This is a genomic window from Sinisalibacter aestuarii (assembly GCF_027923545.1).
GTDB classification, from domain to species: domain Bacteria; phylum Pseudomonadota; class Alphaproteobacteria; order Rhodobacterales; family Rhodobacteraceae; genus Sinisalibacter; species Sinisalibacter aestuarii.
Genome location: NZ_BROH01000014.1, coordinates 60,911 through 84,368 on the forward strand (window position 1 = coordinate 60,911; position 23,458 = coordinate 84,368).

Genomic DNA, 23,458 nt, shown 5'->3' on the forward strand with positions numbered 1-23,458 from the left:
CGGCTCCTTTCCGGGTTCTCCCAGTTCAATGACCATGTGCCAGCGCCCCTTTGGCCAAGCCTTCGCCAACCTGCTCACCGCCGGACGGCGGTGCCTTGGCCTCTTGGCTGTTCAGCAGGCGCAGGGCGTTGGCCACCACCAGCAATGACACTCCTACATCGGCTGCAATAGCGCCCCACATCGATGCCACTCCGAACGCAGTAGCGACGACGAAAACGCCCTTGGTCGCCAAGGAAATACCGATGTTCTGACGGATAATCGACATTGTCCGGCGCGAATGACCGATCAGCCAAGGCACCTTGCCGAGATCGTCGGTCATCAGGGCTATATCCGCCGTCTCGATTGCCGCGTCCGAACCAACGGCACCCATTGCGATGGCGTAATGCGCGCGCGCCATGGCCGGGGCGTCGTTGACCCCGTCGCCGATCATGGCCACCATGTCATGCGTTTCGACCAGTTCTTCGATGGCAGTCACCTTGTCTTCGGGCAGAAGCTCGGCACGGACCTCGTCGATGCCGACCTCGGCTGCAACAGCGCGCGCTGTCCGCTCGTTGTCACCGGTCAGCATGACGATGGTCTTCACACCCTGCGCGTGAAGCTGCGCCACGATGCCTTTGGCATCCGGGCGGATACGGTCGCGCAATTCCAAGATGCCGGTGACACCGGTGTCGTCGCCCACGGCAACAAGGGTGCTGCCAGCCCCTTCGATGCGGTCGCGCAAATCCTTCGGAATGGCGTCGCCGAAACCCTTCTCCTCGGCAAACCGGTCCGACCCCAGCCAGATCGACCGGCCGTCTGTGCGTCCTTCAAGTCCCCTGCCCGGAACGGTTCGGGTATCTTCCGCGGCGGATACCTTGATGCCGTCGGCTTCTGCCCGCGCAAGAATGGCGCGCGCCAAGGGATGCGAGGAACGTGCCTCCAGCCCAGCGGCGAGGGTCATCAGATCTTGCGCCGATGCTTTGCCCAGCGGATGCACCGCCGCCACCTCGGGCTCGCCCATGGTGATCGTGCCGGTCTTGTCCATGGCCAGTGCAGTGGTCTTGCCCGGTGCCTCAACATATGCACCGCCCTTGATCAGCACCCCGGCCCGCGCTGAGGCGGTGAGTGCAGCGACGATGGAGACCGGTGTCGAGATGACCAGAGCGCATGGGCAAGCGATCACCAGCAGCACGAGTGCATTGTAGAACCAATAATCCCAGGCCCCCCCGAAAATGAGCGGCGGCAGCAGGGCAATTGCAATGGCGAGAGCCATGACGATAGGCGTGTAGATGCGGGCGAACTTCGCCACCCACTGCTCCACCGGCGCGCGGCGGGCATGGGCGTCACCGACCATGCGGATGATCTTGGCCAACACGGTATCCGAGGCGGCCTTCGTGGCGCGCACCGTCAGTGTGCCTTCGCCGTTGATCGTACCGGCATAGACTTCGTCGCCCCGTTCCTTTGGGACCAGCGCACTCTCTCCGGTGATTGGCGCCTGATCGACGGCCCCTGCCCCATCGACAACCTCACCATCCAATGGGATGCGGTCTCCGCCGCGCACGACGAAACGTGCGTTGATAGCAACCGCAGAAGCCGGAACGTCCGCTTCCGAGCCGTCATCATTAAGAACTCTTGCCGTCGGCGGCGCCAGGTCGAGCAGAGCTGAAACCGCATTCCTCGCACGCCCGACGCTCCAGCTTTCGAGGAAAAGCGAGAGCGAGAAGAAGAACGCGACCGTCGCCGCCTCGAAAAATTCGCCGAGGCCAATTGCACCCGCGACTGCGACGACCATCAGCAGGTTCATGTCGGGCGACAGCCTCCGTGCAGACGACCATGCCTTGGGTGCCACGAGCCAGACACCGAACAGGATCGCAACCGCGAATAGCCCTGCCTCGACCAGTGGCATCGGCGCTTCGCCGTGCCCTGCGAAGAGGCCGAGTGCCCCCCCCATGCCGGTCTCGATGATGTGCCACAGAAATCCCGCGGCCCAGAAGCCGCCACTGAGCGCCGTAAACAGCCGCTGGCGTGCAAGATGGGCCGCCTGGTCGACCGACGCGTTTTCGGCATCCCAGGGCTTGGCGGTCATGCCGGTGCTTGCGACCAGTTCTGCAATTTCGCCGTCCGATACACTCTTGGCGCTGTCGAGAATAGTCATCCGTCCATTGATCACGTCGAACGCGAGATGCTCGGCCCCGCCGATCTTCGGGCCGACCACCTTGTTCAGGATTGCTACCTCCTCGGCGCAATCGAGGCCGGACACCTGAAAACTGCGCCCGCCCGCTGGCGCGGGCGTCGTTGGAACGATGTCGCCGCACGTTCCGGCGCTCCCGCAGCAGCTGCCGCCGCTTGTCTGGGCATCTTCGGCGTGATCGTGACGATGGGTGTCGGACGGCATGAATGGACCTCTGGATTCGGGTGCTTTGTAATGACATAGCCCCTACAGTAGCTAGAGCTTCAAGAGCAAAATACGGTGGTATTTCAGTTTGTTTTATTGCTAGAGGGTGCGGTGACCGGCTCTATCATTCCTTGAGGCATGAAAAGCCGATGCAAAGAAAAACAGACACGAAAGGAAGCTTGATGCGGGTTTTGATGCTGAAGCAAAAAATAATGGTTGCAGTGGCGCTATCGCTTACGGCCGGGTGCGCAGTCCAGCCGACTGGGCCGGGCGACGCGGCAGACCAGCGGGGCAACGTTCCCGAAGCTGTGATTGCAATGGCTGCCCCGGATCAGGATGTTGCAACCGCGCGCTTGGTGCCGGAAGACGGGTGCTACTGGTACGAACACAGCGGCCCCGTTGAAACGACCTTGCTGCCGCTGCGCACGGCGAACGGCAATCCGATCTGCGTCGCGCGGGAAGCGTGACGACGACCCGCACGTCACATCATTTCGCTCAAAGCTAATTACCTCATTCAACTTCTCGCGGTAACACTGTCCTCAGCCGAATAAAGATGTGCTGTCGATCCAATCTCGACGTTCGGATAAAGCTCGTTGATGTGTGCCATAACCATCCGCACGCAACCCGAACTCGCGCGCCCTCCGATGCTTCTCGGATAGGGTGTGCCGTGTATCCGAAGATAGGTGTCGCGATCTCCGACATAGAGATAGAGCGCCCGCGATCCCAAGGCGTTTTGAGGGCCGGGTTCCATCCCGTCGGCCCATCTTGCGTTTTCGGGATCCCGCTCGATCATGTTCTGTGTCGGCGTCCAGTGCGGCCACCTGACCTTGCGCTTGATGTTATAAACACCTGGCTCGTAGAGGTTGCCCCGCGCGATCGCCACGCCGTAGCGCATCGCGGTTCCACCCTCCTCAATGTGGTAGAGATATCGCGCAACCGCATCGACATGGATGTCTCCTGGCACGAGGCCGTCCTTCGCGTCCACACGCTGAGGCAAGAAGCGCGGGTGTAGCCCCCAAGGGTTTGACGTGGCCGGATCGAAGCCGGGCGGGCTGACTTGCGCGTCCCATTCAGCCTTCTGCGCTTCGGTGGGCCAGCTATCGGCAAACACAGGGTTGGCCACAGTCGCCGAAAAGAGCGCTGTTGTCGTTTGAATAAAGTGTCGTCTTGTCAGCATGTCATACCCTCTCGGTTCCCACCGGCGATCAATGGCAAGAACGATATACATTCTCGTCGACTAGATAGGACTTCTAGTGGCTAGAGGTTCAAGGGCAAATTTTCGTGAACGCATGCACGTGTCAACGGCGGAGTAAAATTCGGCCATTGTGGCGGAGCAAAAGTCGGCCAGTTTGGGGCGAGCGCCTTGGAGCGTGCGGCCCTCATATAGCAAGCCCGGTCCAAGGCGCATTGGCCGTCAGGCCAATTCTGTGAGGTTCATTTGTTAGCGGCGGCGAGGCGGGCGCGGCTTTGATTGAGGCGGTAGCTTTCGCCGTTCATCTCGAGGATGTTGACGTGGTGTGTCAGCCGATCCAGCAGCGCGCCGGTCAGGCGTTCGGTGCCGAAGGTTTCGGTCCACTCCTCGAAGGGCAGGTTGCTTGTGATCAGGGTCGACCCTCGCTCGTAGCGCTGTGAGATCAGCTCGAACAGAAGCTCGGCGCCGGTTTTGCTCAAGGGGACGAATCCCAGCTCGTCGATGATCAGCAGTTTGACCTTGGCGAGTTTGCGCTGGAGTTGCAGGAGGCGTTTTTCGTCGCGGGCCTCCATCATCTCGTGCACGAGGGCTGCGGCGGTCACGAAGGCGACAGGCAATCCTTTCTGGCAGGCAGCCAGTCCCAGCCCGAGGGCGACATGGGTCTTGCCGGTGCCGGAGGGACCGAGCGCGATCACATTCTCCTTGCGTTCGATCCATTCGCAGCGCGCCAGCTCCAGCACCATCATCTTGTTGAGCGACGGGATCGCCTTGAAGTCGAAGCTGTCCAGGCTTTTGATGGTCGGGAACTTTGCGGCCTTGATCCGGCGTTCCACCATGCGCCGTTCCCGGTCGATCAGTTCCAGCTCGGTCAGCCGGGCCAGGTAACGCACGTGATCTACGCCTTCAGCGGCGCAGATACGGGCCTGCTTGTCATGTTCACGCAAGAACGTGGGCAGCCGAAGCGTTTTGAGATGGTGGGCCAGCAGCAGTTCGGGTGCATCCGTCATGCCCCACCTCCTGCCAGCAGGCTCATGTAGGATGCGGCGGAGGTGGTGGTGATGTTGGTTCTGGGCAGGAAGGGATAGACATCCAGATCCAGCCTCGGAGGCCTTTGCTCGACCCTGCACAAGATCAGGTGCTTGATTGCATCGAAGCTGACCGCTCCCATTCGCAGGGCATCTTTGACGGCAAGATGCAGCACGTCAATCTCGAAGCGCTCCAGAAGGCGCAGGACCTGCACATACTCGCGCTTGCCGGCTTTCCCTGCCGGGCTTCCAGCAGTCGGCGCAGGGTTTTGAACGCTTCGGGCAACTCCCAGCCCTGCAGAGGCGCGGCCTGATCGAAGGACATGATCTTGCGTTCGATCAGCGCCAGGTAATGCAGTGGATCAAACACCATGTCGCCGGTGTCATAGGAGCGCGAATGCTCAGCGATCACCTCGGCGCCGCAGCCGATAACAACCCGGGTCACGAATCCCTTGATCCAGACCGCACGGTGGCCGCAGGCAACCGGCACCGAGTAATCATTGCCGCGATAACGCACCACCGATGTCGATGTGACCTGGCCACTTTGCAACTCACAGGCCTCAAAGGGGGTGCCGGGCAAATCCCGCATCGCCGCGAGATCGGCCTTCAGCCGTTCCCCGATGCTGACCTTGTGGCCACGCAGAACATCACCCTGGCGCTTGCGGCACTGCTCTTCCAGGTGAGCGTTGAACGCGTGCCAGTCCGGAAAGGACGGGATCGGCACCATGAAGTTGCGACGTCCGTAGCCGACCAGCCCCTCCACGGCCCCTTTGTCATTGCCCTTGCCGGGACGGCCATAGCGGTCCCGGATCACGTAATGCGACAACATCGCGCTGAACCGCTGGGTTCTTTGCCGGGAGCCATCCGGCAGAATCCGGGCTACCAGGCAGCGGTCATTGTCATAAAGAACCGACTGGGGAACCGCGCCGAAGAACGCAAAGGCATGGACATGGCCGTCAAGCCACGTCTCGGTATTGGCCGCAGGATAGGCCCGGATGTAGCATGCGTCGCTGTGCGGCAGATCGAGGGCAAAGAAGTGTGCCTTCTGCTCGACGCCGCCGATCACGACAAGCGCTTCACCAAAATCGGCCTGTGCATGACCGGGCGGATGGCTCAGCGGCACGAACATCTCCTTGCCGGTCCGCTTCCGGTCTCGAACGTAATCCTTGACGATGGTGTAGCTGCCATCAAAACCGCACTCGTCCCGCAACCGCTCGAAAATACGCTTGGCGGTGTGACGCTGCTTGCGAGGGCGGCTCCTGTCTTCAGCAAGCCATTGGTCCATCTGGCTGGTGAACGCATCCAGCTTCGGGCGCCTGATCGGCGCTGTCCGCCGATATCCCGGCGGTTCCGAATAGGCCAACATCTTCGCAACACTGTCCCGGCTGATCCCAAAATCCCGGGCAATCTGACGCCCGCTCAATCCATCCTGGAAATGAGCGTGACGCACCTTCAAATACAAGTCCACGGTGTATATCCCCAAGCCCTCCCGAAATCCGAAAGGGCAAAAGTGGACGACTTTTACGCCGCCCGCGACAACACTATGCCGTCGCTACCGTGGCCAAGTATTGCTCCGCCGTTCACAGGCATTGATCAAGATCTGAGCGGTGATCGGCTGTTTCGGCTTCATGGGGCGGTCGCCCAACTCTATAAACTGACCCCGTGTGTCCACGGGGAGATCGCAATTTTCGTGCCCCAGTTTGTGCGCCCAAGAGACTTATTCTTTCGTGATTTCGAAATGAAGAATTTGAGGCTAGAGCGACTAGAGGATCCCACAGATAGGTGAAAACACTGCAAATCCATCTGACTACTATTGCTGAGCCGCGCGTCGAAATAGACTGTCTCATATTTTCATTCTGTCACGATTCAGCGCCTCCGTTGAACTATCAACAGATGTTACGCACCAAAACGAGTGCTTCTGTAGAGGTGTTTCATGGCATCGCCCGCCACATGCGGAAACGCCCTTGCCCGGTCACCTCGCGGATCAGGTCGCGCGTTTCCATCCAAGCAAGGTTGCGCTGGACGGCGCCGCGGCTGGCACCGGTCAGGGTCTCGGCCATTGGGGCGGAGACGAGGGGCCATTCGGTCAGCACAGCGCGCAATGCAGGTGGTGTCCTGCCAGAGAGCGGGGCCATCATGGCTTCCGCCCGCACTGACCATGCCTGGATATCGTCGAGGTGCCGCATCGCGGTCAGGCATGCTGTTTCCATTCCCTCGAGCCAACGCTCCAAGCGCTCAGCAGGTGGGCCACTGGCGCGCAGCCCCCCTGCCCCGCGCATAGCCAGAGGCGCAAAGATGGCCCCGCGATTCGAATTCGGGCCTTCGCTCGCGGCAATGCGTGCGGCGGTAACCGCTGCTTCCGTCCGGTCGCCCTGTTGCCTGAGGCCCGCAAGGTTCCAGAGGTGAAACCCCATGCAGGCGCGTGTGATCGAGTGCAGGTCGGCGGCTTGCGCCATCAGGTCAAGCCAACCGACCGCGCGATCCGCAAAGGGCTCGGCTTCATTGGCCATGTTTTCAGGGTCACGGCGATCGAGGAAAGCGGATAGGTCCACCTCTGGGCCGGGACCGCCTGTCAGACGCCGCACCGCCCATCCGACACGCGCGAGTGCTGCGGTGTCGTCCTGCACACCCGACAGGCGCATGGATATCCAGAGGGCCAGCCGATCCGGGCCAATTCGGTCGCCCACAAACCAGCTGAGGTCTGCCGCCTCCATCAGCGCGAGCCTATGCCGCCAGCCCTCCGGGCCACGGTGCAGACGGTCATCCAGCGCGCCAATCCGGCCCGCCACACGGGCGAGACGGGCGGCATTGCCTGCCTCTGCCTTCCGCCAGTCGTCGAGGACTGCGGTTTCACGCAGCTCTGCCCTCGGTCCGGGCGGCAGATAATCCGGCTCCACTTCCATCGGACCGGGCAGGAACCACAGATCGTCCTCAGACGTCACTTCAAGCCCCTCCGCATCCACTAGAGGATCATCAAAACTATTATACTGCGTAGTTACTTGAGGCTTCATATGTGCAAAATATGGCAGTTTTGCAGTTTACCCAAGTGTTTTGTCAGGGTGCGCCTGTACACCTTATATAGCACGCGCGCGCGGTGGTCTGCGAGATCTCTCTGATCGCGCTCAGCGTATGAAAACCAAGGGGTTTTTGATGAGCGGCACCACAGAGAGCGCCCTTGCATCTGTTTACAAACGGTCGTTTATTAGCGATATATTAAATTGCAAACGGCCCGGTTTCATGCCCCTGATTGGCTATGCGCGCGTCTCCACCGAGGATCAGACCCCCCTGCCCCAGTCTGAGGCACTGCAGTCTGCGGGATGCGCCGAGATCTTTGAAGAACACGCCTCGGGCGGCAATCGCGCGCGACCGGTGCTGGCACGCGTGCTCGAACGCGTCCAGGGCGGTGATACGCTGGTCGTTGTGCGGATCGACCGGCTTGCGCGATCTCTGTCGCACTTGCTGGAGGTGATCGAACGTCTGGAGGCCAAGGGAGCTTTCTTCCGCTCCCTTCAGGACCCCATCGACACCGCTTCCCCGCAGGGCAAGTTCACATTGCAGGTTCTGGGCGCCGCGGCAGAGTTCGAGCGCGCGCTGATACGAGAGCGCACAAAAGCCGGACTTGCCTCGGCACACTCAAAGGGCCGCGTAGGCGGCAACCCAGGTCTTCGCGCCAAGGACCCTGAAGCGCTGCGCAAGGTGCGGTTGGCTCGACAGGACGGCTACATGGAGCGCTTGAACGAGACAGCGCAGGATTGGGTGCCCCATGTGCGCCGCTTGCGCCCCGATATGGCTTGGGAAGACGTCCTCCGGATTATCAATGGCCCCCTGCCCCCAGATCGCCATTGGACCCAAAGCCGCCTGCTCCGCGCCGTGAAGGCATATGTGCGCGACGGCTTTCTGCCTGATGAAGTTCTTGGCCGCGCCGGACGCCGCGAAACTGACGATCGCCTGCCTGCGATAGTCGCTGCGATCAAAGGTGCTGACCCCGAGATCACCTTGCAGGCAATCTGCGACCGACTGGAAGCCATGCGTGAGCGCACCCCTCGCGGTCGTACCAGCTGGCAGCCTTCCTCAGTCAGAATGCTGCTGGAGCGGGCAGAGCGTCTCGGCCTTTTGTAGGCGCCAATGGTCGGCAAACCACTCTGTTCGCTCGGCCCAAATCTTCCAGAATCATCACCTCAATTGGACGAAAGCCACGTAAATATCCAACAAAGCCTTGGGGTTAGTTCGCGCGAGCAGAAAATATCTCGAAGGGTATCGGCTTCGCCAGAAACGGTCTTTATCGTTGTTAATCAATGCGTTATCTGTCGCAAGCCCCGCGCGACCAAATTGGTGCTGTGGATAACTTTTCAACTACATCTAGATTCTTCTTGCCGGACACAGATGTTCGTGGCATCTCCATTCTGACGGCAAAACGCGTCAGACGCGGCTTCGACCGTCAGAACGACAAAGAGCCTTAGCAAAGGCCATGAGAGGCGGCAGAACATGGATGATCGAAATACGGGCTACACGCAAGGTATAGGCTCTTCCGACATCGGAGCATTCGCAGACAGTCTTGCTGAGTCGCTTGACCGGCAGATGAAAGTTGCGTTCGAGCCAGAAGAACGCAAGTCCTTGCGCCGCTTCAGCTCGACCGAGGTCGCCGAGTTGCTGCGCGTTAGTACGTCGAACCTGCGCAACCGCCACAAAGATGGCAGCTTCCCAGAAGTTCACACTGACGGTCGCGGTCATAGGTTCTACACGGCCGAAGAAGTTGACGACCTCCGCAACATTTTGGCGCGGACAGGCAAAAATGCTGACGCGTACAGACCTGGCCGCCGAGACGGCGACCGTCTTCAGGTCATTTCGGTCGTGAATTTCAAAGGCGGTAGCTCGAAGACAACAGCGACGATCCATTTGGCACACAGGTATGCCCTGCGTGGCTACCGCGTGCTTGTGCTGGACCTCGACCCACAAGCCAGTTTGACGACATTTTTCGGCTACCGGCCTGAGCTCGAATTTGCCGAAGGCGGCACAATCTACGACGCATTGAGATACGATGATCAAGTTCCGCTCTCGGAGGTCATCCAGAAAACATACTTCCACAAGCTCGACATGGTCCCGGCTGGCTTGATGTTGTCCGAGTACGAAACCGAGACAGCGAATGCCCTTGCGCGTAGGGTTCAGCCGATTTTTGCAGAGCGTCTTGCTCTGGCGCTAGAGGAAGTCGACTCAGACTATGACATCGTGCTGATTGATTGCCCTCCGCAGTTGGGCTTCCTGACATTGACAGCATTGGCAGCGTCCACGGGCTTACTTGTGACGGTCGTCCCCGGCATGCTCGACATCGCTTCGATGAGCCAGTTCCTCAAACTCGCTTCGGAAACGGTCAAAGCCGTCGAAGAGGCGATTGGACGACATGTCACTTGGGACTTCGTAAAGTTCCTGATCACACGCTACGAGCCGTCGGACGGACCACAAACGCAAATGGCCGGGTACCTGCGTTCAATCCTTGCGGGCCAAGTCATGACTGAACCGATGCTGAAGTCGACAGCCATTTCTGACGCCGGCATGACTCAGCAAACCATCTATGAGGTAGACCCGAGCCAGCTCATTCGGAAGACCATTGATCGGGCTTTGACCAGCGTGAACAGCGTTGCCGATGAGCTGGAGCAGACAATCCAAATGGCATGGGGGCGTCGCTGATGGCTCGAAATATCTTCAACCAGCCACCGAAAGACGAGAAAGAGTCGGCAGCCCCCTCCCCTGCCCCGGTCAAATCCTCGAAGCTACCTGGCTCGGTTGGCGGATTGCGGGATTCTCTCCGGGAAATCACTGCCAACTCAATCCGAGATATCGAACCCGACCGGATCGATATGGATGGTCTCCGGGATCGCCTGATCCTGGAAGATAGTAGCATTGAAGATCTCGCCGAAAGCATTCGCAAGCATGGTCAGCAAGTGCCAATCATGGTTCGCCCCTCTGACCAACCGGATCGATACCGCATCATCTACGGGCGTCGTAGACTTGCAGCCATTCGAAGAGTTGGTGGAACCGTCAAAGCGATCGTTCGAACGCTCGATGATGATGCTTCTCTGATCGCGCAAGGTCAGGAAAACAACCTGCGGCTGGATCCGTCCTTCATTGAAAAATCTCTTTTTATCAAAGAGATGCAGGAGGCCGGTTACAAGCCTGGCGTCATTCAGGACGCCCTAGGCCTCACCCGGCAAGGTGTGTCGAACCATCGTGTAGTCATCGAGCAGCTGCCTGACGAACTTGTCCGGCTTATCGGCCCGGCTCATGGCGTAGGTCGACGCCAATGGGGTGATCTTGCTGCACTTTCAGAGAAGGTTCCGCTTGTCGACATTGCGCGTGAGACACTTGCCTCTCTGCCTGACACCACTCCAAGCACGGACAAGTTTCAAGCCGTCTATGTTGCTTGCTCCAGCAAGGCGCGTGGCGCAGCCAACCAAAGCGCCCGTGGCCAAACGACCGTGGTAAAGGACAATAGTGGTAGCCCTGTCGGCACACTTTCAGTCGATGGCAAGTCGATCGCTATCAAGATCACCCGCAAGGACAACCCGGAATTCGGCCAATGGCTCGAAGAGCGCGCGGAAACCACGCTGCGACAGCTTTTTGAACAATGGCAGAATGAGAGAGGCTCGGGGAGCTGATCCCCGGTCATAACCAAAAACACGAGCAGAGGAGAAAGGCGAAGACCGAAAAGAAAAGAGCCCCCCAAGGTTTCCCCCGGAGAGCCCTCATCATCTGATTTGCACCTGTGATGTAGCAATCTCCGACATGCCGGTCAAGAGTCACCGATTCGGTGGACGTCTTTTTGTTGCCTTTTCTCGCCAAAAACAGCGAGAAGAGCCGGGGAAGTTGTGGGCCGCAACGGTCGTCGTTCAACAAACATGGCATTCACAAAGCTTTCCGTTCAGACCTTTGGCGTCGGCAAGGACACCCCCCCCACGACCACACCTGAAACCGACATCTGGGCAGTCTTCCGCGCGCTCAGAGATAGTCGCAGCCTGTTCGGTCTCCGTCCAGGACATGTTCAAACGCTCCAAGCGATGCTGAGCTTTCTCAAGCCTGGGCATGGCGACACAGTCTTCGCTTCCAACGACGAGATCTGCCGTCGAGTTGGCGGGATCGATGAACGAACCCTCCGTAGGCACATCGATCGCTTTGTTGAACTCGGTTTTATGAAGCGCCACGACAGCCCAAATCGCAAAAGATACCGAGTGAAGTCGTCCGAAGGTCAGTCCATTAGCTATGGCTTGTCGCTGGCTCCGTTGCTTGCGCGTGCCGGCGAACTACTTGCAACAGCCCAAGCGATGGAAAACGCTCGTCGGGATCGCGTGTTTTTGCGAAAACAAATCCTAACCAAACTTGCGCAGATCGACGAAGCTGACCCCGAGAACGAACTCACTCATCAGGTACGCCGAGTTCTTCGGAGGAAACTCTCGATCGCGGAGTATCGTGCTTTGCTCGGCGAACTGGAAGCTCAATGCAAACAGATGTCCACCGCGGTGGACGCACCAGAAACAATGAAACTGCCCGCCAATGACGGGCAAACTGTCCGCCACCATTCTAAGTCTAAAAAAGAACAAAAAGATTTAGAAAGCGGGACCGACAGCGAAACACTTCCCCTGCAAACACTCACAACCGTTTGTGATCAAGCTACATCGTTCGCGACGAACTCACTTAGAAACTGGCACGATGTCGAAAGCCACGCCAGAACGCTCGCTCCAATGATGGGAATCCACGAAAGCACCTTCGAAAAGGCTGCTAGAAAGATAGGCTCTCAAAAAGCATCGTGCGCCATCTTCATAATTCTCCAGATGAGCAACCGCATCCGAGACTTCGGAGCGTATTTCCACAGCATCACGCTCGGTCGCAGAGAAACTGACTTCAACCCATCAGTGTTGTTGGAGAGGCTTTCTCGTTCTGGGGCAGCTACTGCGTGATGTCCACCGCGGTGGACATGTTGAGAGGTAGAGATGGGCTGTGAAAGGGTTGACGGGAAGTGAGATCGGGAGAGTGGCTTCCGGCGCCCGTCGTGGAGAATATCTGATGGCGAAATCTACCCAGAAAGTCACCCTGTCCCCGTCCCGGGATATCCCCTTCGACAAACTCGTGCTGAGCCAGTCCAACGTCCGGCGCATCAAGGCTGGCATCTCGGTTGAGGAACTGGCCGAAGACATCGCCCGCCGCGGGTTGCTGCAGAGCCTGAGCGTTCGGCCCGTTCTGGCGGATGATGGATCCGAGACCGGCAAGTTCGAAATCCCCGCTGGTGGTCGGCGCTTCCAGGCCCTGTCTCTCCTGGTGAAGCAGAAACGCCTGGCCAAGACCACGCCCATTCCCTGCATCGTGCGGGATGCCAATTCCACCATCCTCGCCGAAGACGACTCGCTCGCTGAGAACATGCAGCGCGCTGCCTTGCATCCGCTCGATCAGTTCCGCGCCTTCGTGGCGCTTCGGGAGAAGGGTCAGGGCGATGAAGAGATCGCGGCCGCTTTCTTCGTCACGCCGCAGGTGGTCAAACAGCGCCTGAAACTCGCCGCCGTGGCCCCTGCCCTTCTTGAGCTCTATGCCGAGGATGAAATGACGCTGGAGCAGTTGATGGCCTTCACGGTCAATCCGGATCACGAGCGCCAGGTTCAGGTCTGGGAGGCGATCCGGTCGTCCTGGAACAAAGAGCCCTATCAGATCCGGCGCATGCTGACGGAAACCTCGGTGCGCGCGTCTGACCGTCGTGCCGCCTTTGTCGGCGTCGAGGCGTACGAGGCTGCTGGCGGCACCATGTTGCACGACCTCTTCCAGGGCGACGACGGCGGTTGGCTGGAAGACCCTGCCCTGCTCGATCGTCTGGTCACCGAGAAGCTTCAGGCTGAAGCCGAAGCGATCGCGACCGAAGGTTGGAAATGGATCGAGGTCTCGCTCGACCTGCCCTATGGCTACAGCCACGGCTTGCGGCGGCTGAGCGGAGACCCGGCGCCGATGACGGATGACGAAGGCGCGGCGCATGCCAAACTGCTTGCCGAGTATCGGGCGCTCGAGGAGGAATACGAGGGCCAGGATGAATTCCCCGAAGAGATCGACGCGCGTCTTGGCGAGTTGGAAATTGAGATGGAGAAGCTCGAGGCCCGGCCGTTGATCTTCGACGATGAGGAGATCGCGCGGGCAGGGGCTTTCGTGACGCTTGATCGCTATGGCGAGCTTGCCGTTTATCGGGGCTTTGTGCGGCCCGAGGATGAGCCTCGGGAAGACGCCGACGTCCACAGCGGTGAAAAGGCGGAAGACGGGCATGGCGCTGCGCATTCAACGGGGAGCCACGCGGATGGTATCGGCCACGGCACGGTAATTACTTCTGCTGGTCAGGCGCTTGGTGCGAACCTGCCCGACGACGAGGACGATGGTGCGTTGAAGCCCTTGCCTGAGCGGCTGGTCATGGAGTTGACGGCGCACCGGACATTGGCACTGCGCGAAGCTGTCGGTCGCTCCCCTGACGTCGCGTTGACACTGCTGCTCCTGAAGCTCGTCAATGACACCTTCCGGACGTCCAGTTCGGCCGGCAGCTGCCTCGAAGCTTCGGTTCGTCACGTCTACATGTCGGCGCAGGCGAGCGATCTGAAGGACAGCGTGGTGGCCAAGCTGGTGGACGATCGCCACGCGGAGTGGGAAGCCGACCTACCGCTCGGCGACGATGCCGCTCTCTGGGACTACCTGACCTCCCTTGATCAAGGGAGCCGGCTGTCGCTGCTCGCGCATTGCCTCAGCTTCGGGGTCAACGCGCTCCATGAGAAGGTGAACCCTTATGGGGCCGGTATCTCCGCCAGCGGTTTGACCAGGCGGATCACCCAGTCTGACTTGGTCGCCCAGGCGGTCGAACTCGACATGGTCGAGGCGGGTTGGCAGCCGACGGCCGATACCTACCTGAACCGCGTGCCCAAGGCCCGGATCCTCGAGGCCGTGCGTGAGGCGAAAGGGGAGGGGACGGCGCAACTCCTCGATCACCTGAAGAAGGGCGAGATGGCGAGTGAAGCCGAGCGTCTGCTGAAAGGCAGCGGCTGGTTGCCGGAGGTTCTGCGCCGTCACGATCTGGCAGCACTCGATGGCGCGGAAGGGCAGGGGGCGCCTGAGCTCGTTTCCGACGCTGAGCAAGCTGAAGATGTCGACCTTCCCGCCTTCCTCACCGCTGACCTGCCGGGTGATGATGCATCGATGATGGCTGCGGAGTGATCCGCGCCATCCGAGGGCGGGTTTCCCCGCCCTCAATCGAATAAAAATCAACAATATCAATATGATGAATGCAAAATGGCGCATTCAGGATGAGGAATCATGTCTGCAACCACCATTCTCGACACCGCGCCCCTGGGCGCGCTCATTCGCTACACCGACAACAGTCCGAAACCGCCTGCGCGGTTCACGAAGAAGCTCGCGGCCTGGGAGCGCTCGAACGGCGTCGGCCGTCTCGTCAAGAAGGAGCCGCCGCGACCCTATCCGACCTGGACGGCGCCGGCGTCGTTCACGCTGCACGAGGGGAACTTCTCCTCGGACGGGGTCATACTCGTGACGATCATGCGGACCCATTCGGCGGATAGCGCCTTGACCTTCGAGGTCGCTGAGGAACCACAGCCCGGGCAGGTGCGTGTCCTTTTGGATTTCGGCGGTTGCACGGAGCTGCTCCACCTGGCCGAGTCTGTCACGGCTGCGGAACTCTGGATCGCCAGAGAAGGCTATCGCAACGCGCGGCTGGAGATTGTCGGCAGCGAGGACGGCGATAGGGCAGGGAACGCAGAATTCGCCGCCTGAGCCTGTAAAATCCAAGGGGCCCGCCCAAGCGCGGGCCTCTCACCCATCACGACTCTGTCCTGTGAGATCGCGGGGCACCATAGGATCCAATCCATTACGGAAAGAGATCTTCACCCAAGAGCCTGCCCGGGAGGCTGGCAGCGATAGCATCAGCGGGACACTCGGCTCCAGTCAGCGGTCGCACCATCCCCCGCTCGCCATTCCCTTCCTTGCCCCAAACCCTGTCTTGGAGATCAACCCGCAAAGGGGTCGGACTACGGGCGAGCCCGTGCCGCCGGGTGGATTCGGACGAGCCGAACGCACCCGGTGATGTCAGCCAGTCTTCGGGCCTGCGGGGTCCTGTCGCGCGGGGGATGGTCCTCCGCCTCCAAGACAGGAGCCAAACAGATGTCCCGCAAAGATGCTCACGCCTTCGCCGCCTCTCTCGCCGCCACGCTCATGGTCTCGATCGTCGTCTTCCAGGCCGGTGATGGAACCTATGGCGCCGTCCCCGCCGATGAAATCGACGGAGACGAAGTCGTGATCGTCTCGGAATACGATCCCTTCGGGTGAGGCTTCGGCCTCACTTCCCGAGGGCCCAGGCAAGGCGCAGGTGCGCCCCCGGGCCTATCGCCGACAGAGTGACCGGCGGTACCTATCTGAAGAACGCCTGTGTGCCACCAGCGCAGATTATAGAGCTTACAAGGGCTCAAGCACGCGAAAATTGACTTGGAGAGAGCACGCTAGGATAAGTGGGAAAAACAAATCGTTAAATGATTGAGGAACGACAGTGACGCTGGATATCCGCGGTAGCCTAAAAAACACGCGCATCAGTAAGAATCCATTGGTGGTCGTGGATGAGCTACTGGCGAACTCGATCGACGCGTTCCTGATCCGAAAGAGGGATGAGGCCGACGCGGTTGCCCTGGAAGTGACGCTCAAGGTGAAAGCTACGAAAGCGGACTTGCTCGGCGAGGTGTTCGAGCTTGAGATCACCTGCGAGGACAACGGTTGCGGTCTTGGGCCAGAGCAGCGCAAGGCCTTCCTGACTAAGGACACCTCCTACAAGGACGACCTCAACATCCCTGGCATTGGGAAGTGCAAGGGAACGGGTCGCGTCCAGTTCTTCCACCATTTCACGGCGGTGTCACTATCATCAACCTACAGAGAGGGAGACGGGCTTAAGCATGTCTCACTGCCTTTTCTGCGCGACCGAAAGACCATCGAAGAGACCGATTTCACGGTAGAGGATCGGGACACCGGCGAAGTCGGGACCCATATACGACTTTCGCACGTGGTGCCGAAGCTGCGCGAGACCATCCTATCCGTCGCCAGCGTGCACAGGACGTTCACTGCCGAGGCGATCCGACAGCACGTTCTCTTCAACCTGCTGCAAAGGTTCGTCAGCCTTAAGGATGACCTCGGCGACTTCCGGATCAAGTTCGTCAGTGACCTCGGGGGCAACACGTCTGAAAAGACCCTGACGCCCGCGGATATCCCCGAGCACACGTCCGTGACGTCGATTACCGTCGAACACGTCGAAGGTAAGGAAAAGGTGTCAGCCGACTTCACCATAACGCACTACAAGCTGGACGAGACGCAGTACCCGTTGCCTCGCAACATCATAGGTTTGTGTGCGAAGGCATCGATCGCTGAGCTCATCACTGGTCGTTACCTCAAGACCAAGACGCTCGAAAACAATGCGATTGACGGTCATTACCACATTGTCCTGATCGAGGGGGCCCTGTTGGATGATGGTGTGAACGAGCAGCGCGATGGGTTCGATAAGATTCCATTGGACGACGGCTCAGGCGACCTCTTCGGAGGGATGCAGATTACGTTCGAAGACATATTCTCGGTTCTCGACGACAAGGTACAGGAGCTCATAACGCCACCGGATTGGTCCAGGGACACTATCGTGAAAGACGTGGCGAAGGACTTCGGCGTGTCTGAGGAGATGCTCTCGTACTCGAACACGCGCGTGAAGTTCGGGGACACCCCGAACGAGGTCGCGAAGCGTGTCTTGACAAACCTTCAGGAGCAGGTGGTCAACGAGACGTCCAGCCTCTCGGCCATGAAGGAGGCCATCAAGGGCCTCGCCCCGGACAGCGATGACTTCCGACGCAAGATCGACGATCTTTCGTGGGAATTCGCCTCCTCGCTCAAGACGATAGACATGGCCAACCTTTCGCAGCTGGTTGTTCGCAGGTCAGCATTGATCGACGTGCTGGACTTGGCCGTGAAACAGGGCCTCAACGTCCAGACCGAACTACCCGACGGAAAGCGCCGCAAAAACGAGGCCCTGATCCACAGCATCTTCTTCCCGATGCGGAAGGACAGCGAGGATGTCTCGGACCACGACGTCTGGTTGCTCAGCGAGGAGTACCACTACTACGACTACATCGCCTCTGACATGCCGCTGAACCAGATCAAATGGGACAATGGCCAAAGCCTCTTTGAAGCCGACGTCGATGATGCCGTTGGCGAGTTGCTAAACCGGATAGGTGAGGAGAACGGGGGCTGCCGCCCGGATATAGCGCTGTTCCACGAGGAAGGCTCCGTTGTGATCGTCGAGTTCAAGGCGCCCGGCGTCAGTCTCGACGAGCACGACAACGACCTGATGGAATACGCCACACTCTTGGCCGCGAAGTCCAACGGAAGGCTGAAGAAGTTCTACGGATACCTGATAGGGGATACCATCAATCCGATCCGCCTGAGAGGCTACAATCGCTTGCCCGGTGAGAACGGCTTCTTCAGCACCGACGACGTGAAGGAGCCGAAAAGCCAGGCTACACTTGGGCAGCTGTACTCGGAACTTCTTTTCTACGGGGACGTCGTGGATCGTGCTCGCAAACGCATCGGAGTATATAGGGACCGCCTGAAGCTACCACCGCTTTGATCAAGGTCAGCTTGTTGCCGCTCCGCCGACCCGCACCCACCAAAAATGCTGCGCGATGGACGAATGACCGGTTCTGTGAAGCTGCGTGGCAGCGCTCGGCTGGGAGGCGAACTGCCGCTCTGGGCCGATCGCGTAGACCAAGCCTTCAACTGATGGCCAGATCGCTCGCGGTCTTTCCTGCTTCCAGGGCTTCCACGAACCACTGCGGTTTGCGTCCTCGGCCTGACCAGGTGAGCGCCGGGTTCTCAGGGTGCCGGTGTTTCGGTGCTGCAGGCGAACGCGAGGATTTCGTCTCGGTGCCGACAAGTTCGGCGAGGGTGTAGCCCAGTTCCTGGGCGAGAGCTTCCACCTTGGCGCGGGCTTTCACCTTCTGCCGATCCTCAAAGGTGGCAATCGCCTTGGCGACGTCCTTCTACATTTTCTTCAGCTCGCTGAGCGACAGTGCCTCGAGATCGTGATCAGCCATTGGTGCGAACCGTGTCCTGAATGCTCCGGTACCGATAGCCCGTCGCGGCAGGGTGCCGCAACTCCCGGAAGGCGGGCAGGGGTGGCGGAGGCTTGTGATCGCCGCTTTCGTCCCCAAGGAGGTGCTGGACTGGGGGTCAGGCTGTCCCGGTTGCCGGGATGTCAGGGTCTGGCATGCGCTCTCCCCGCATCTCTGTCTCCTGGGCCATCCCTTCGACTGACAATCCCCTAATCCCGTTTGGTCTCCTGCGCGCAACCCCGCGTCAGTCCGGGCCGTGTTGGCCGCCGTTGGCGTCCTGCCCGCTCCACCCCGGTCCTCTGGGGGTGTCCGGTGTCCATGCTGTCCACCGTGCACGCGTCGCCCGACGGGCTTTTTCAGGGTCTTGTCGAAGGGACGGTCCCGAAGACAGGAAACACAGGAGCTTATCATGCAGAACATCGTCATCCTCGCCGGCAACATCGGTCAGACCCCCGAAGTCCGCACCACCCAGAGCGGCAGCAAGATCACCAACTTCAGCCTCGCCACCTCGCGCCCCCGCCTCTCGGAAGGTCGTGTCCTGCGCGACGAGAACGGCTACCGGGTCATGGACACGGAATGGCACCGCATCACCTGCTTCAATGGTCTCGGCAAGACGGTCGCTGAGCACTGCGAAAAGGGCATGAAGGTCCTCGTCCACGGCCGCATCCACTACACCAAGTGGACCGACAGCATGGGGAACGACCGCTACGGTTGCGAGATCATCGCCGAGAAGGTCGACTTCCTGAGCCGCCCGAAGTCGGCCGAGAACGAAAACCCCGAACTGGTCGACCGCGACGATGAGATCCCGTTCTGAGGAACGGGGTCTCCCCCCCCTCAGGCCCGGCGGGGAAACCCGCCGGGTTCGCTGCACTGCTACAATGTAGCTTCGAGCCCACTTTGGCCGATGATGCAATGCAGCTATCTGCCGAGCAGTGCACGCATTAACGGGTTCGTCATGGCAATGTCGGGCATGCTTTCCGGTCGGTATGGAATATTGAATTTGATCAGGTCGTCGGACTCGCGCGACGCTTCGACACCAATGCTCTCAGCCATGTCCTCTAAGATATCGCCGATTGCCTCGAAGGCATCCAAATTCTTCCATCTCCCAAACTCGTTCCAAAGCGCCTCCTGCATTTCAATCAAGCGTTCGTAGAACGGAGAAAACCACCCAAACTCAGCCTCATCGGTGAGAGCAGGCGGATGCGTTTCTGGGGTTTCCTGCGCCGCTGCAGCACCCACAAAGTAAGATGAATACTTCAGCAGATCGCCGAGCTTCCCATATACTTCCCCTACAATCTGCCCAACATCCCCGTGGGTCCGATATGCCTTAATCAGCTCACAGCATTGGCCCCTGGTATCGCCCAACACCTTGACCAAGGTTTCGAGGTAACCCTCTACGGGATCATCTCCAATGGAGCCGGCGATGCGGCATACAGCATACTCATCCCACGTTGCCAGAATAACCTGCCAGCGCATGTTATCTAGGATATTGCTGTGTGTTTTCTGAAGAAGAAACCCGGGGAACGACTTGTCAAATGCTGCTGTCACCTCCACATGCGCGCATTCGTGTGCAATTAGGTGAAGTGATTGCCAAAAGTATTCGGTTTCCTCCCCAGGTCCTTCTAGGATGCTGAGCGCGTAGTTCGCGTTAAGTACTAGATGCGTTTTGATCACACCGTCGCGAATTACCGTGGGCGCCATTGCAACACCGATGGCGACACCTTTGGTGGCGGTGAGTGTGTAGGTTGTCTCATATCCACGATCAAGATCAGCCAGTGCTTCGTCGTAGTCGAAGGCGACCGTCACGCCATCCAGGTTGGTTAGGTCGATGGATTGACTGATGACGCTGAGAACGGAATGCAACTTGTACATCGCCTCCTTGGCGTAGTCCTCGTCTGGAAACATTCTGGCGGAAAACTGAAGATCGCTCGGAATCGTAGTGCCTTGTGGCAGTTCGGCGGTCTTGCCCTCTTCATCCTGCAACTTGCTCACCTTTCACCCCCTAAGTCTGAGATTCCCACGCACATCTAGAGATGGACACATACTGCGCTGGTACAACCGAATCTGGGTAGGAAATTCGGCGATTGCGCAATCGCAGCGAGCGCCCGCTTCGTCCCGCATTGCCGCCGCTCGTGCCTCTTTTGAAGAGTGAGAGAAAGGCTGGTTGCTTTCGCGACAGGTTAAAGGCTGGGAGAGTGGCTCCCGGCGCCTGTCGCGGAGGAATGCCGATGGGCGTTGTTGAAGTTCTGGATCCGGTACAGCCGACGCGGGCTGGTGGCTGGAAGGTGGATGTGAGCCGGGGTGAGCGGAACGGGCGGGTGTCGTCCGAATGGTTCAACCGGCCCGATGACGAGCGGTATCTGTCGCTCGACGATCTCTGGGCGAGCGTGAAGGGTCGCTCCGAGCGCAGCCGCAGCCGCGTGGTGCAGACAGCGGACATCCGCGTCGAGGCCGCGCGCGACAGCGCCGAGCGATTGCACCTGGTCCTGCCGAAGGCGCATGAGCCGGTCGTGCCTACCCATTGGGCGTTTGGCCAGCTTGCCAGCATTGTCGGCGCTCCGGCCTCCTACCTGCGGCAGTTGCCCGCGCCGCTGGCGGGGATCAACCTGCAATACGGCCTGACCAACCACCGCGCCGAGCAGGTGAAGACTCTCGAGACGGAAGACGGCCAGACCGAACTGCGCGCCGTGACCGGTCCCGACTACGGCCGCATCCATGACTTCGAGCTTGTCGAGGCGGTGCAGCGCATCGCGGGCAATGGCACGGGCGATACGCGCTGGAAGGTGCCGGGTGTGCTCGACTGGTCGACCGGGGTCTACAACCCCGATGTCGAAATCAGCCGCGATACGACCACGCTCTACGCTTCGGACCGCGATGTCTTCCTGTTTCTGGTCGACGACCGCAATCCGATCGAGGCGGGCAAGTTGCCCGACGGCTCCCCCGATCTCTATTTCCGGGGCTTCTATTGCTGGAATTCCGAGGTGGGCGCGAAGACCCTCGGCATGGCGAGCTTCTACCTGCGGGCGGTGTGCCAGAACCGCAACCTCTGGGGCGTCGAGGACTTCCAGGAGATCAAGATCCGCCACTCGAAATACGCCGCTTCGCGCTTTGCCCATGAGGCGGCCCCGGCGCTGACGCGGTTTGCCAACTCCTCGCCGCAGGGCTTCGTGAATGGCATCAAGGCAGCACGGCAGCAGGTCGTGGCGCGCAGCGACGAAGACCGCGCGGATTTCCTGCGCAAGCGGGGCTTCTCGAAAGCGGAGTCGGGCAAGATCATCGAGAAGGTGCTGATGGAGGAAGGCCGCCCGCCCGAGAGCATCTTCGACTTCGTGCAGGGCATCACGCGGCTTGCGCGCGACAAGACCCAGCAGGATGCGCGCCTCGACATGGAAGGGCGCGCCAAGAAGCTCCTCGACCGGGTCGGCTGACGCGAAGCCCGGCACAGCGACCGCCTGCATCCGCGGCGGTCGCGTTTTCCTCTTCCACATGCACGCCACTGGCCCCGCCTCGAGAGGGCAGGGGCTTCGAGGTGGGCAACTCGCGAGACCTCCATGACCCCCCAGGAAAAAACCGTCATCCTCGAGGCCCGAGACATCCTCGGCCGTTATCTTAGCCAAAACCCCGTCATCGACAGCTGGCAGGGGCTTTTGGACTATTGCGCGCTTACCGTCCGCGGCCCGATCGAGCGATTTCACGTGCTCTATCTCGACCGCAAGAACCGCATCCTTGCCGATGAGCTCCTGTCGACCGGAACGGTCGATCACGTCCCGGTCTATCCGCGCGAGGTGATCAAGCGGGCGCTGATGCTGAACGCCAGCGCCCTGATCCTGATCCACAACCACCCATCGGGCGATCCAACGCCGTCCGAGTCCGATCTCAGCATGACGAAGGAGATCCAGAATGGCTGCAAGTACCTGGGCCTGACGTTGCACGACCACATCATCGTCGGCGCCGGGACGGAGCTGAGCTTGCGGGCCCTCGGCAAACTCTGAGGGCCCATCGGACCCATCACCGCCGCCCCTTCGAGGAAGAGGGCGGCGGTTTGGTTTTTGACGGATGAGGCGGGGAGAGAGGCTTCCCGCGCCGTCGGAGATACTCCCATGTTCGACCTGTACTTGCCCATCCACCCGACCGCCTTCGCGCGGGGCATCCCGCCACATTTTCCCTTGGGCGACACCGATCCCGATCATCCCTTCGCCCTGACACTGTCGCGCCGCGCACCGGCTGACCTCATGTCGGGCCGGGCCGCCCCGCTGGTCCTCGCCCGTTTCGCTTCGCTGGCCGAGGCCATGCAGGGCGCGATCGATCATGCCGAGGGGATCGACCCGGGTGCCGCACCCCAGCTTCTGGCAATCCTCGACCGCGACGCCCGCCTTGTGCTGGCCGGGGCCGCCAGTGATTACGCGGTCGCCTGGTGCCACCCGGTGACGAGCGCGGCCGAGGCGCGGGGCGTGGTGACCGAGGCGAGCCAGCTGCGCGCACAGGCGGGCCGAGCGGCCACCTGGGGTGAGCCCGATCTGGCGCAGCGGCTGCGCCACCGCGCCGATCTTCTGGATGCGCGGCTGGTCGATCCGCTCTGGCGCGGTTTCGCCGCCCGGGCGCTGCAGGTCGCGGCGTGAGGCCCGAGAGACAGAGGAGGGCAGGGAGGAATTGGAGTTGTTCCGGGTGAGAGAGAACGCCCGGGACAGCTCCGATCCCTTCCCTTGAC

At 60.2% G+C, this 23,458-nt stretch carries 18 protein-coding genes and 2 pseudogenes; 13 read left to right on the forward strand and 7 right to left on the reverse strand.

Features of this window, described 5'->3' with window-relative positions; all coding sequences use genetic code 11:
* Positions 1-25: 25 nt before the first annotated feature.
* Positions 26-2,374 carry a heavy metal translocating P-type ATPase gene (locus QMG28_RS18160; RefSeq protein WP_066707526.1) on the reverse strand — a complete coding sequence of 783 codons (2,349 nt, stop codon included), beginning with the start codon at positions 2,372-2,374 and terminating at the stop codon, positions 26-28.
* Between the two features lie 182 nt (positions 2,375-2,556).
* Between QMG28_RS18160 and QMG28_RS18165 the strand changes: the two genes are divergently transcribed.
* Entirely contained in the window at positions 2,557-2,841 is a 285-nt protein-coding gene (locus tag QMG28_RS18165; protein WP_066707528.1) for a hypothetical protein, read from the forward strand.
* A 47-nt stretch (positions 2,842-2,888) separates the two neighbouring features.
* Here the strand turns inward: QMG28_RS18165 and QMG28_RS18170 are convergent, their stop codons facing one another.
* From QMG28_RS18170 to QMG28_RS18185, 4 genes and pseudogenes are all read right to left on the reverse strand, one after another.
* Positions 2,889-3,551: a L,D-transpeptidase gene (locus QMG28_RS18170; RefSeq protein ID WP_009503854.1), complete on the reverse strand. Its 663-nt coding sequence runs from the start codon at positions 3,549-3,551 to the stop codon at positions 2,889-2,891.
* Between the two features lie 257 nt (positions 3,552-3,808).
* Positions 3,809-4,573 carry an IS21-like element helper ATPase IstB gene (istB, locus tag QMG28_RS18175; protein WP_058317429.1) on the reverse strand — a complete coding sequence of 255 codons (765 nt, stop codon included), beginning with the start codon at positions 4,571-4,573 and terminating at the stop codon, positions 3,809-3,811.
* Positions 4,570-6,068 (reverse strand): annotated as a pseudogene (gene istA / locus QMG28_RS18180) (IS21 family transposase). Before istA ends, istB begins: the two are co-directional and overlap by 4 nt.
* A 454-nt stretch (positions 6,069-6,522) precedes the next feature.
* Complete coding sequence (locus QMG28_RS18185; RefSeq protein ID WP_066707532.1) at positions 6,523-7,602, reverse strand: hypothetical protein; 1,080 nt, start codon at positions 7,600-7,602, stop codon at positions 6,523-6,525.
* A 226-nt stretch (positions 7,603-7,828) separates the two neighbouring features.
* Between QMG28_RS18185 and QMG28_RS18190 the strand changes: the two genes are divergently transcribed.
* The 8 genes from QMG28_RS18190 (at position 7,829) to QMG28_RS18225 (ending at position 18,266) form a co-directional block, all read left to right on the forward strand.
* Positions 7,829-8,710, forward strand: coding sequence for a recombinase family protein (locus QMG28_RS18190; RefSeq protein WP_281843712.1), 882 nt, complete (start codon positions 7,829-7,831; stop codon positions 8,708-8,710).
* A 366-nt stretch (positions 8,711-9,076) separates the two neighbouring features.
* Complete coding sequence (gene repA, locus QMG28_RS18195) at positions 9,077-10,276, forward strand: plasmid partitioning protein RepA (protein ID WP_009574209.1); 1,200 nt, start codon at positions 9,077-9,079, stop codon at positions 10,274-10,276.
* Entirely contained in the window at positions 10,261-11,244 is a 984-nt protein-coding gene (repB, locus tag QMG28_RS18200) for a plasmid partitioning protein RepB (RefSeq protein WP_281843703.1), read from the forward strand. Before repA ends, repB begins: the two co-directional genes overlap by 16 nt.
* 240 nt (positions 11,245-11,484) lie before the next feature.
* Positions 11,485-12,540 (forward strand): plasmid replication protein RepC, encoded by a 1,056-nt coding sequence (gene repC / locus QMG28_RS18205; RefSeq protein ID WP_281843704.1) that lies wholly within the window; start codon positions 11,485-11,487, stop codon positions 12,538-12,540.
* Between the two features lie 106 nt (positions 12,541-12,646).
* Entirely contained in the window at positions 12,647-14,815 is a 2,169-nt protein-coding gene (locus QMG28_RS18210; protein ID WP_281843705.1) for a ParB/RepB/Spo0J family partition protein, read from the forward strand.
* A gap of 99 nt (positions 14,816-14,914) precedes the next feature.
* Complete coding sequence (locus QMG28_RS18215; protein ID WP_281843706.1) at positions 14,915-15,388, forward strand: UCP036055 family protein; 474 nt, start codon at positions 14,915-14,917, stop codon at positions 15,386-15,388.
* A 387-nt stretch (positions 15,389-15,775) separates the two neighbouring features.
* A complete protein-coding gene (locus QMG28_RS18220; protein WP_009574204.1) occupies positions 15,776-15,940 on the forward strand; it encodes a hypothetical protein in 165 nt (54 codons plus the stop codon).
* A 217-nt stretch (positions 15,941-16,157) separates the two neighbouring features.
* The gene (locus QMG28_RS18225; RefSeq protein ID WP_281843707.1) at positions 16,158-18,266 is read left to right on the forward strand and encodes a hypothetical protein; all 2,109 of its coding nucleotides are present in this window, start codon (positions 16,158-16,160) and stop codon (positions 18,264-18,266) included.
* 145 nt (positions 18,267-18,411) lie between these two features.
* Here QMG28_RS18225 and QMG28_RS18230 read toward each other — a convergent pair.
* Positions 18,412-18,732 (reverse strand): annotated as a pseudogene (locus QMG28_RS18230) (H-NS histone family protein).
* A 427-nt stretch (positions 18,733-19,159) separates the two neighbouring features.
* Here QMG28_RS18230 and QMG28_RS18235 point away from each other — a divergent pair.
* Positions 19,160-19,564 carry a single-stranded DNA-binding protein gene (locus QMG28_RS18235; RefSeq protein ID WP_281843708.1) on the forward strand — a complete coding sequence of 135 codons (405 nt, stop codon included), beginning with the start codon at positions 19,160-19,162 and terminating at the stop codon, positions 19,562-19,564.
* Positions 19,565-19,668: 104 nt separating this feature from the next.
* On the opposite strand, the gene QMG28_RS18240 is transcribed toward QMG28_RS18235, so the two are convergent.
* On the reverse strand, positions 19,669-20,742 hold the full coding sequence (locus QMG28_RS18240) for a hypothetical protein (RefSeq protein ID WP_281843709.1): 1,074 nt from the start codon (positions 20,740-20,742) through the stop codon (positions 19,669-19,671).
* 236 nt (positions 20,743-20,978) lie between these two features.
* Here QMG28_RS18240 and QMG28_RS18245 point away from each other — a divergent pair, with 236 nt between their 5' ends.
* The 3 genes from QMG28_RS18245 to QMG28_RS18255 all read left to right on the forward strand — a co-directional run bounded on the left by QMG28_RS18245 (position 20,979) and on the right by QMG28_RS18255 (position 23,369).
* Positions 20,979-22,178: a DUF932 domain-containing protein gene (locus QMG28_RS18245; protein WP_074646415.1), complete on the forward strand. Its 1,200-nt coding sequence runs from the start codon at positions 20,979-20,981 to the stop codon at positions 22,176-22,178.
* Positions 22,179-22,301: 123 nt separating this feature from the next.
* Positions 22,302-22,742 (forward strand): JAB domain-containing protein, encoded by a 441-nt coding sequence (locus QMG28_RS18250; RefSeq protein ID WP_074646416.1) that lies wholly within the window; start codon positions 22,302-22,304, stop codon positions 22,740-22,742.
* Positions 22,743-22,850: 108 nt separating this feature from the next.
* The gene (locus QMG28_RS18255; protein WP_074646417.1) at positions 22,851-23,369 is read left to right on the forward strand and encodes a DNA repair protein RadC; all 519 of its coding nucleotides are present in this window, start codon (positions 22,851-22,853) and stop codon (positions 23,367-23,369) included.
* The last annotated feature ends 89 nt before the right edge of the window (positions 23,370-23,458 follow it).

Coding starts and splice junctions, on each gene's coding strand:
- QMG28_RS18160 (WP_066707526.1), bottom strand. CDS start 2,374: ATGCCGTCCGACACCCATCGTCACGATCACGCCGAAGATGCCCAGACA.
- QMG28_RS18165 (WP_066707528.1), top strand. CDS start 2,557: ATGCGGGTTTTGATGCTGAAGCAAAAAATAATGGTTGCAGTGGCGCTA.
- QMG28_RS18170 (WP_009503854.1), bottom strand. CDS start 3,551: ATGCTGACAAGACGACACTTTATTCAAACGACAACAGCGCTCTTTTCG.
- istB (WP_058317429.1), bottom strand. CDS start 4,573: ATGACGGATGCACCCGAACTGCTGCTGGCCCACCATCTCAAAACGCTT.
- QMG28_RS18185 (WP_066707532.1), bottom strand. CDS start 7,602: ATGAAGCCTCAAGTAACTACGCAGTATAATAGTTTTGATGATCCTCTA.
- QMG28_RS18190 (WP_281843712.1), top strand. CDS start 7,829: ATGCCCCTGATTGGCTATGCGCGCGTCTCCACCGAGGATCAGACCCCC.
- repA (WP_009574209.1), top strand. CDS start 9,077: ATGGATGATCGAAATACGGGCTACACGCAAGGTATAGGCTCTTCCGAC.
- repB (WP_281843703.1), top strand. CDS start 10,261: ATGGGGGCGTCGCTGATGGCTCGAAATATCTTCAACCAGCCACCGAAA.
- repC (WP_281843704.1), top strand. CDS start 11,485: ATGGCATTCACAAAGCTTTCCGTTCAGACCTTTGGCGTCGGCAAGGAC.
- QMG28_RS18210 (WP_281843705.1), top strand. CDS start 12,647: ATGGCGAAATCTACCCAGAAAGTCACCCTGTCCCCGTCCCGGGATATC.
- QMG28_RS18215 (WP_281843706.1), top strand. CDS start 14,915: ATGTCTGCAACCACCATTCTCGACACCGCGCCCCTGGGCGCGCTCATT.
- QMG28_RS18220 (WP_009574204.1), top strand. CDS start 15,776: ATGTCCCGCAAAGATGCTCACGCCTTCGCCGCCTCTCTCGCCGCCACG.
- QMG28_RS18235 (WP_281843708.1), top strand. CDS start 19,160: ATGCAGAACATCGTCATCCTCGCCGGCAACATCGGTCAGACCCCCGAA.
- QMG28_RS18245 (WP_074646415.1), top strand. CDS start 20,979: ATGGGCGTTGTTGAAGTTCTGGATCCGGTACAGCCGACGCGGGCTGGT.
- QMG28_RS18250 (WP_074646416.1), top strand. CDS start 22,302: ATGACCCCCCAGGAAAAAACCGTCATCCTCGAGGCCCGAGACATCCTC.
- QMG28_RS18255 (WP_074646417.1), top strand. CDS start 22,851: ATGTTCGACCTGTACTTGCCCATCCACCCGACCGCCTTCGCGCGGGGC.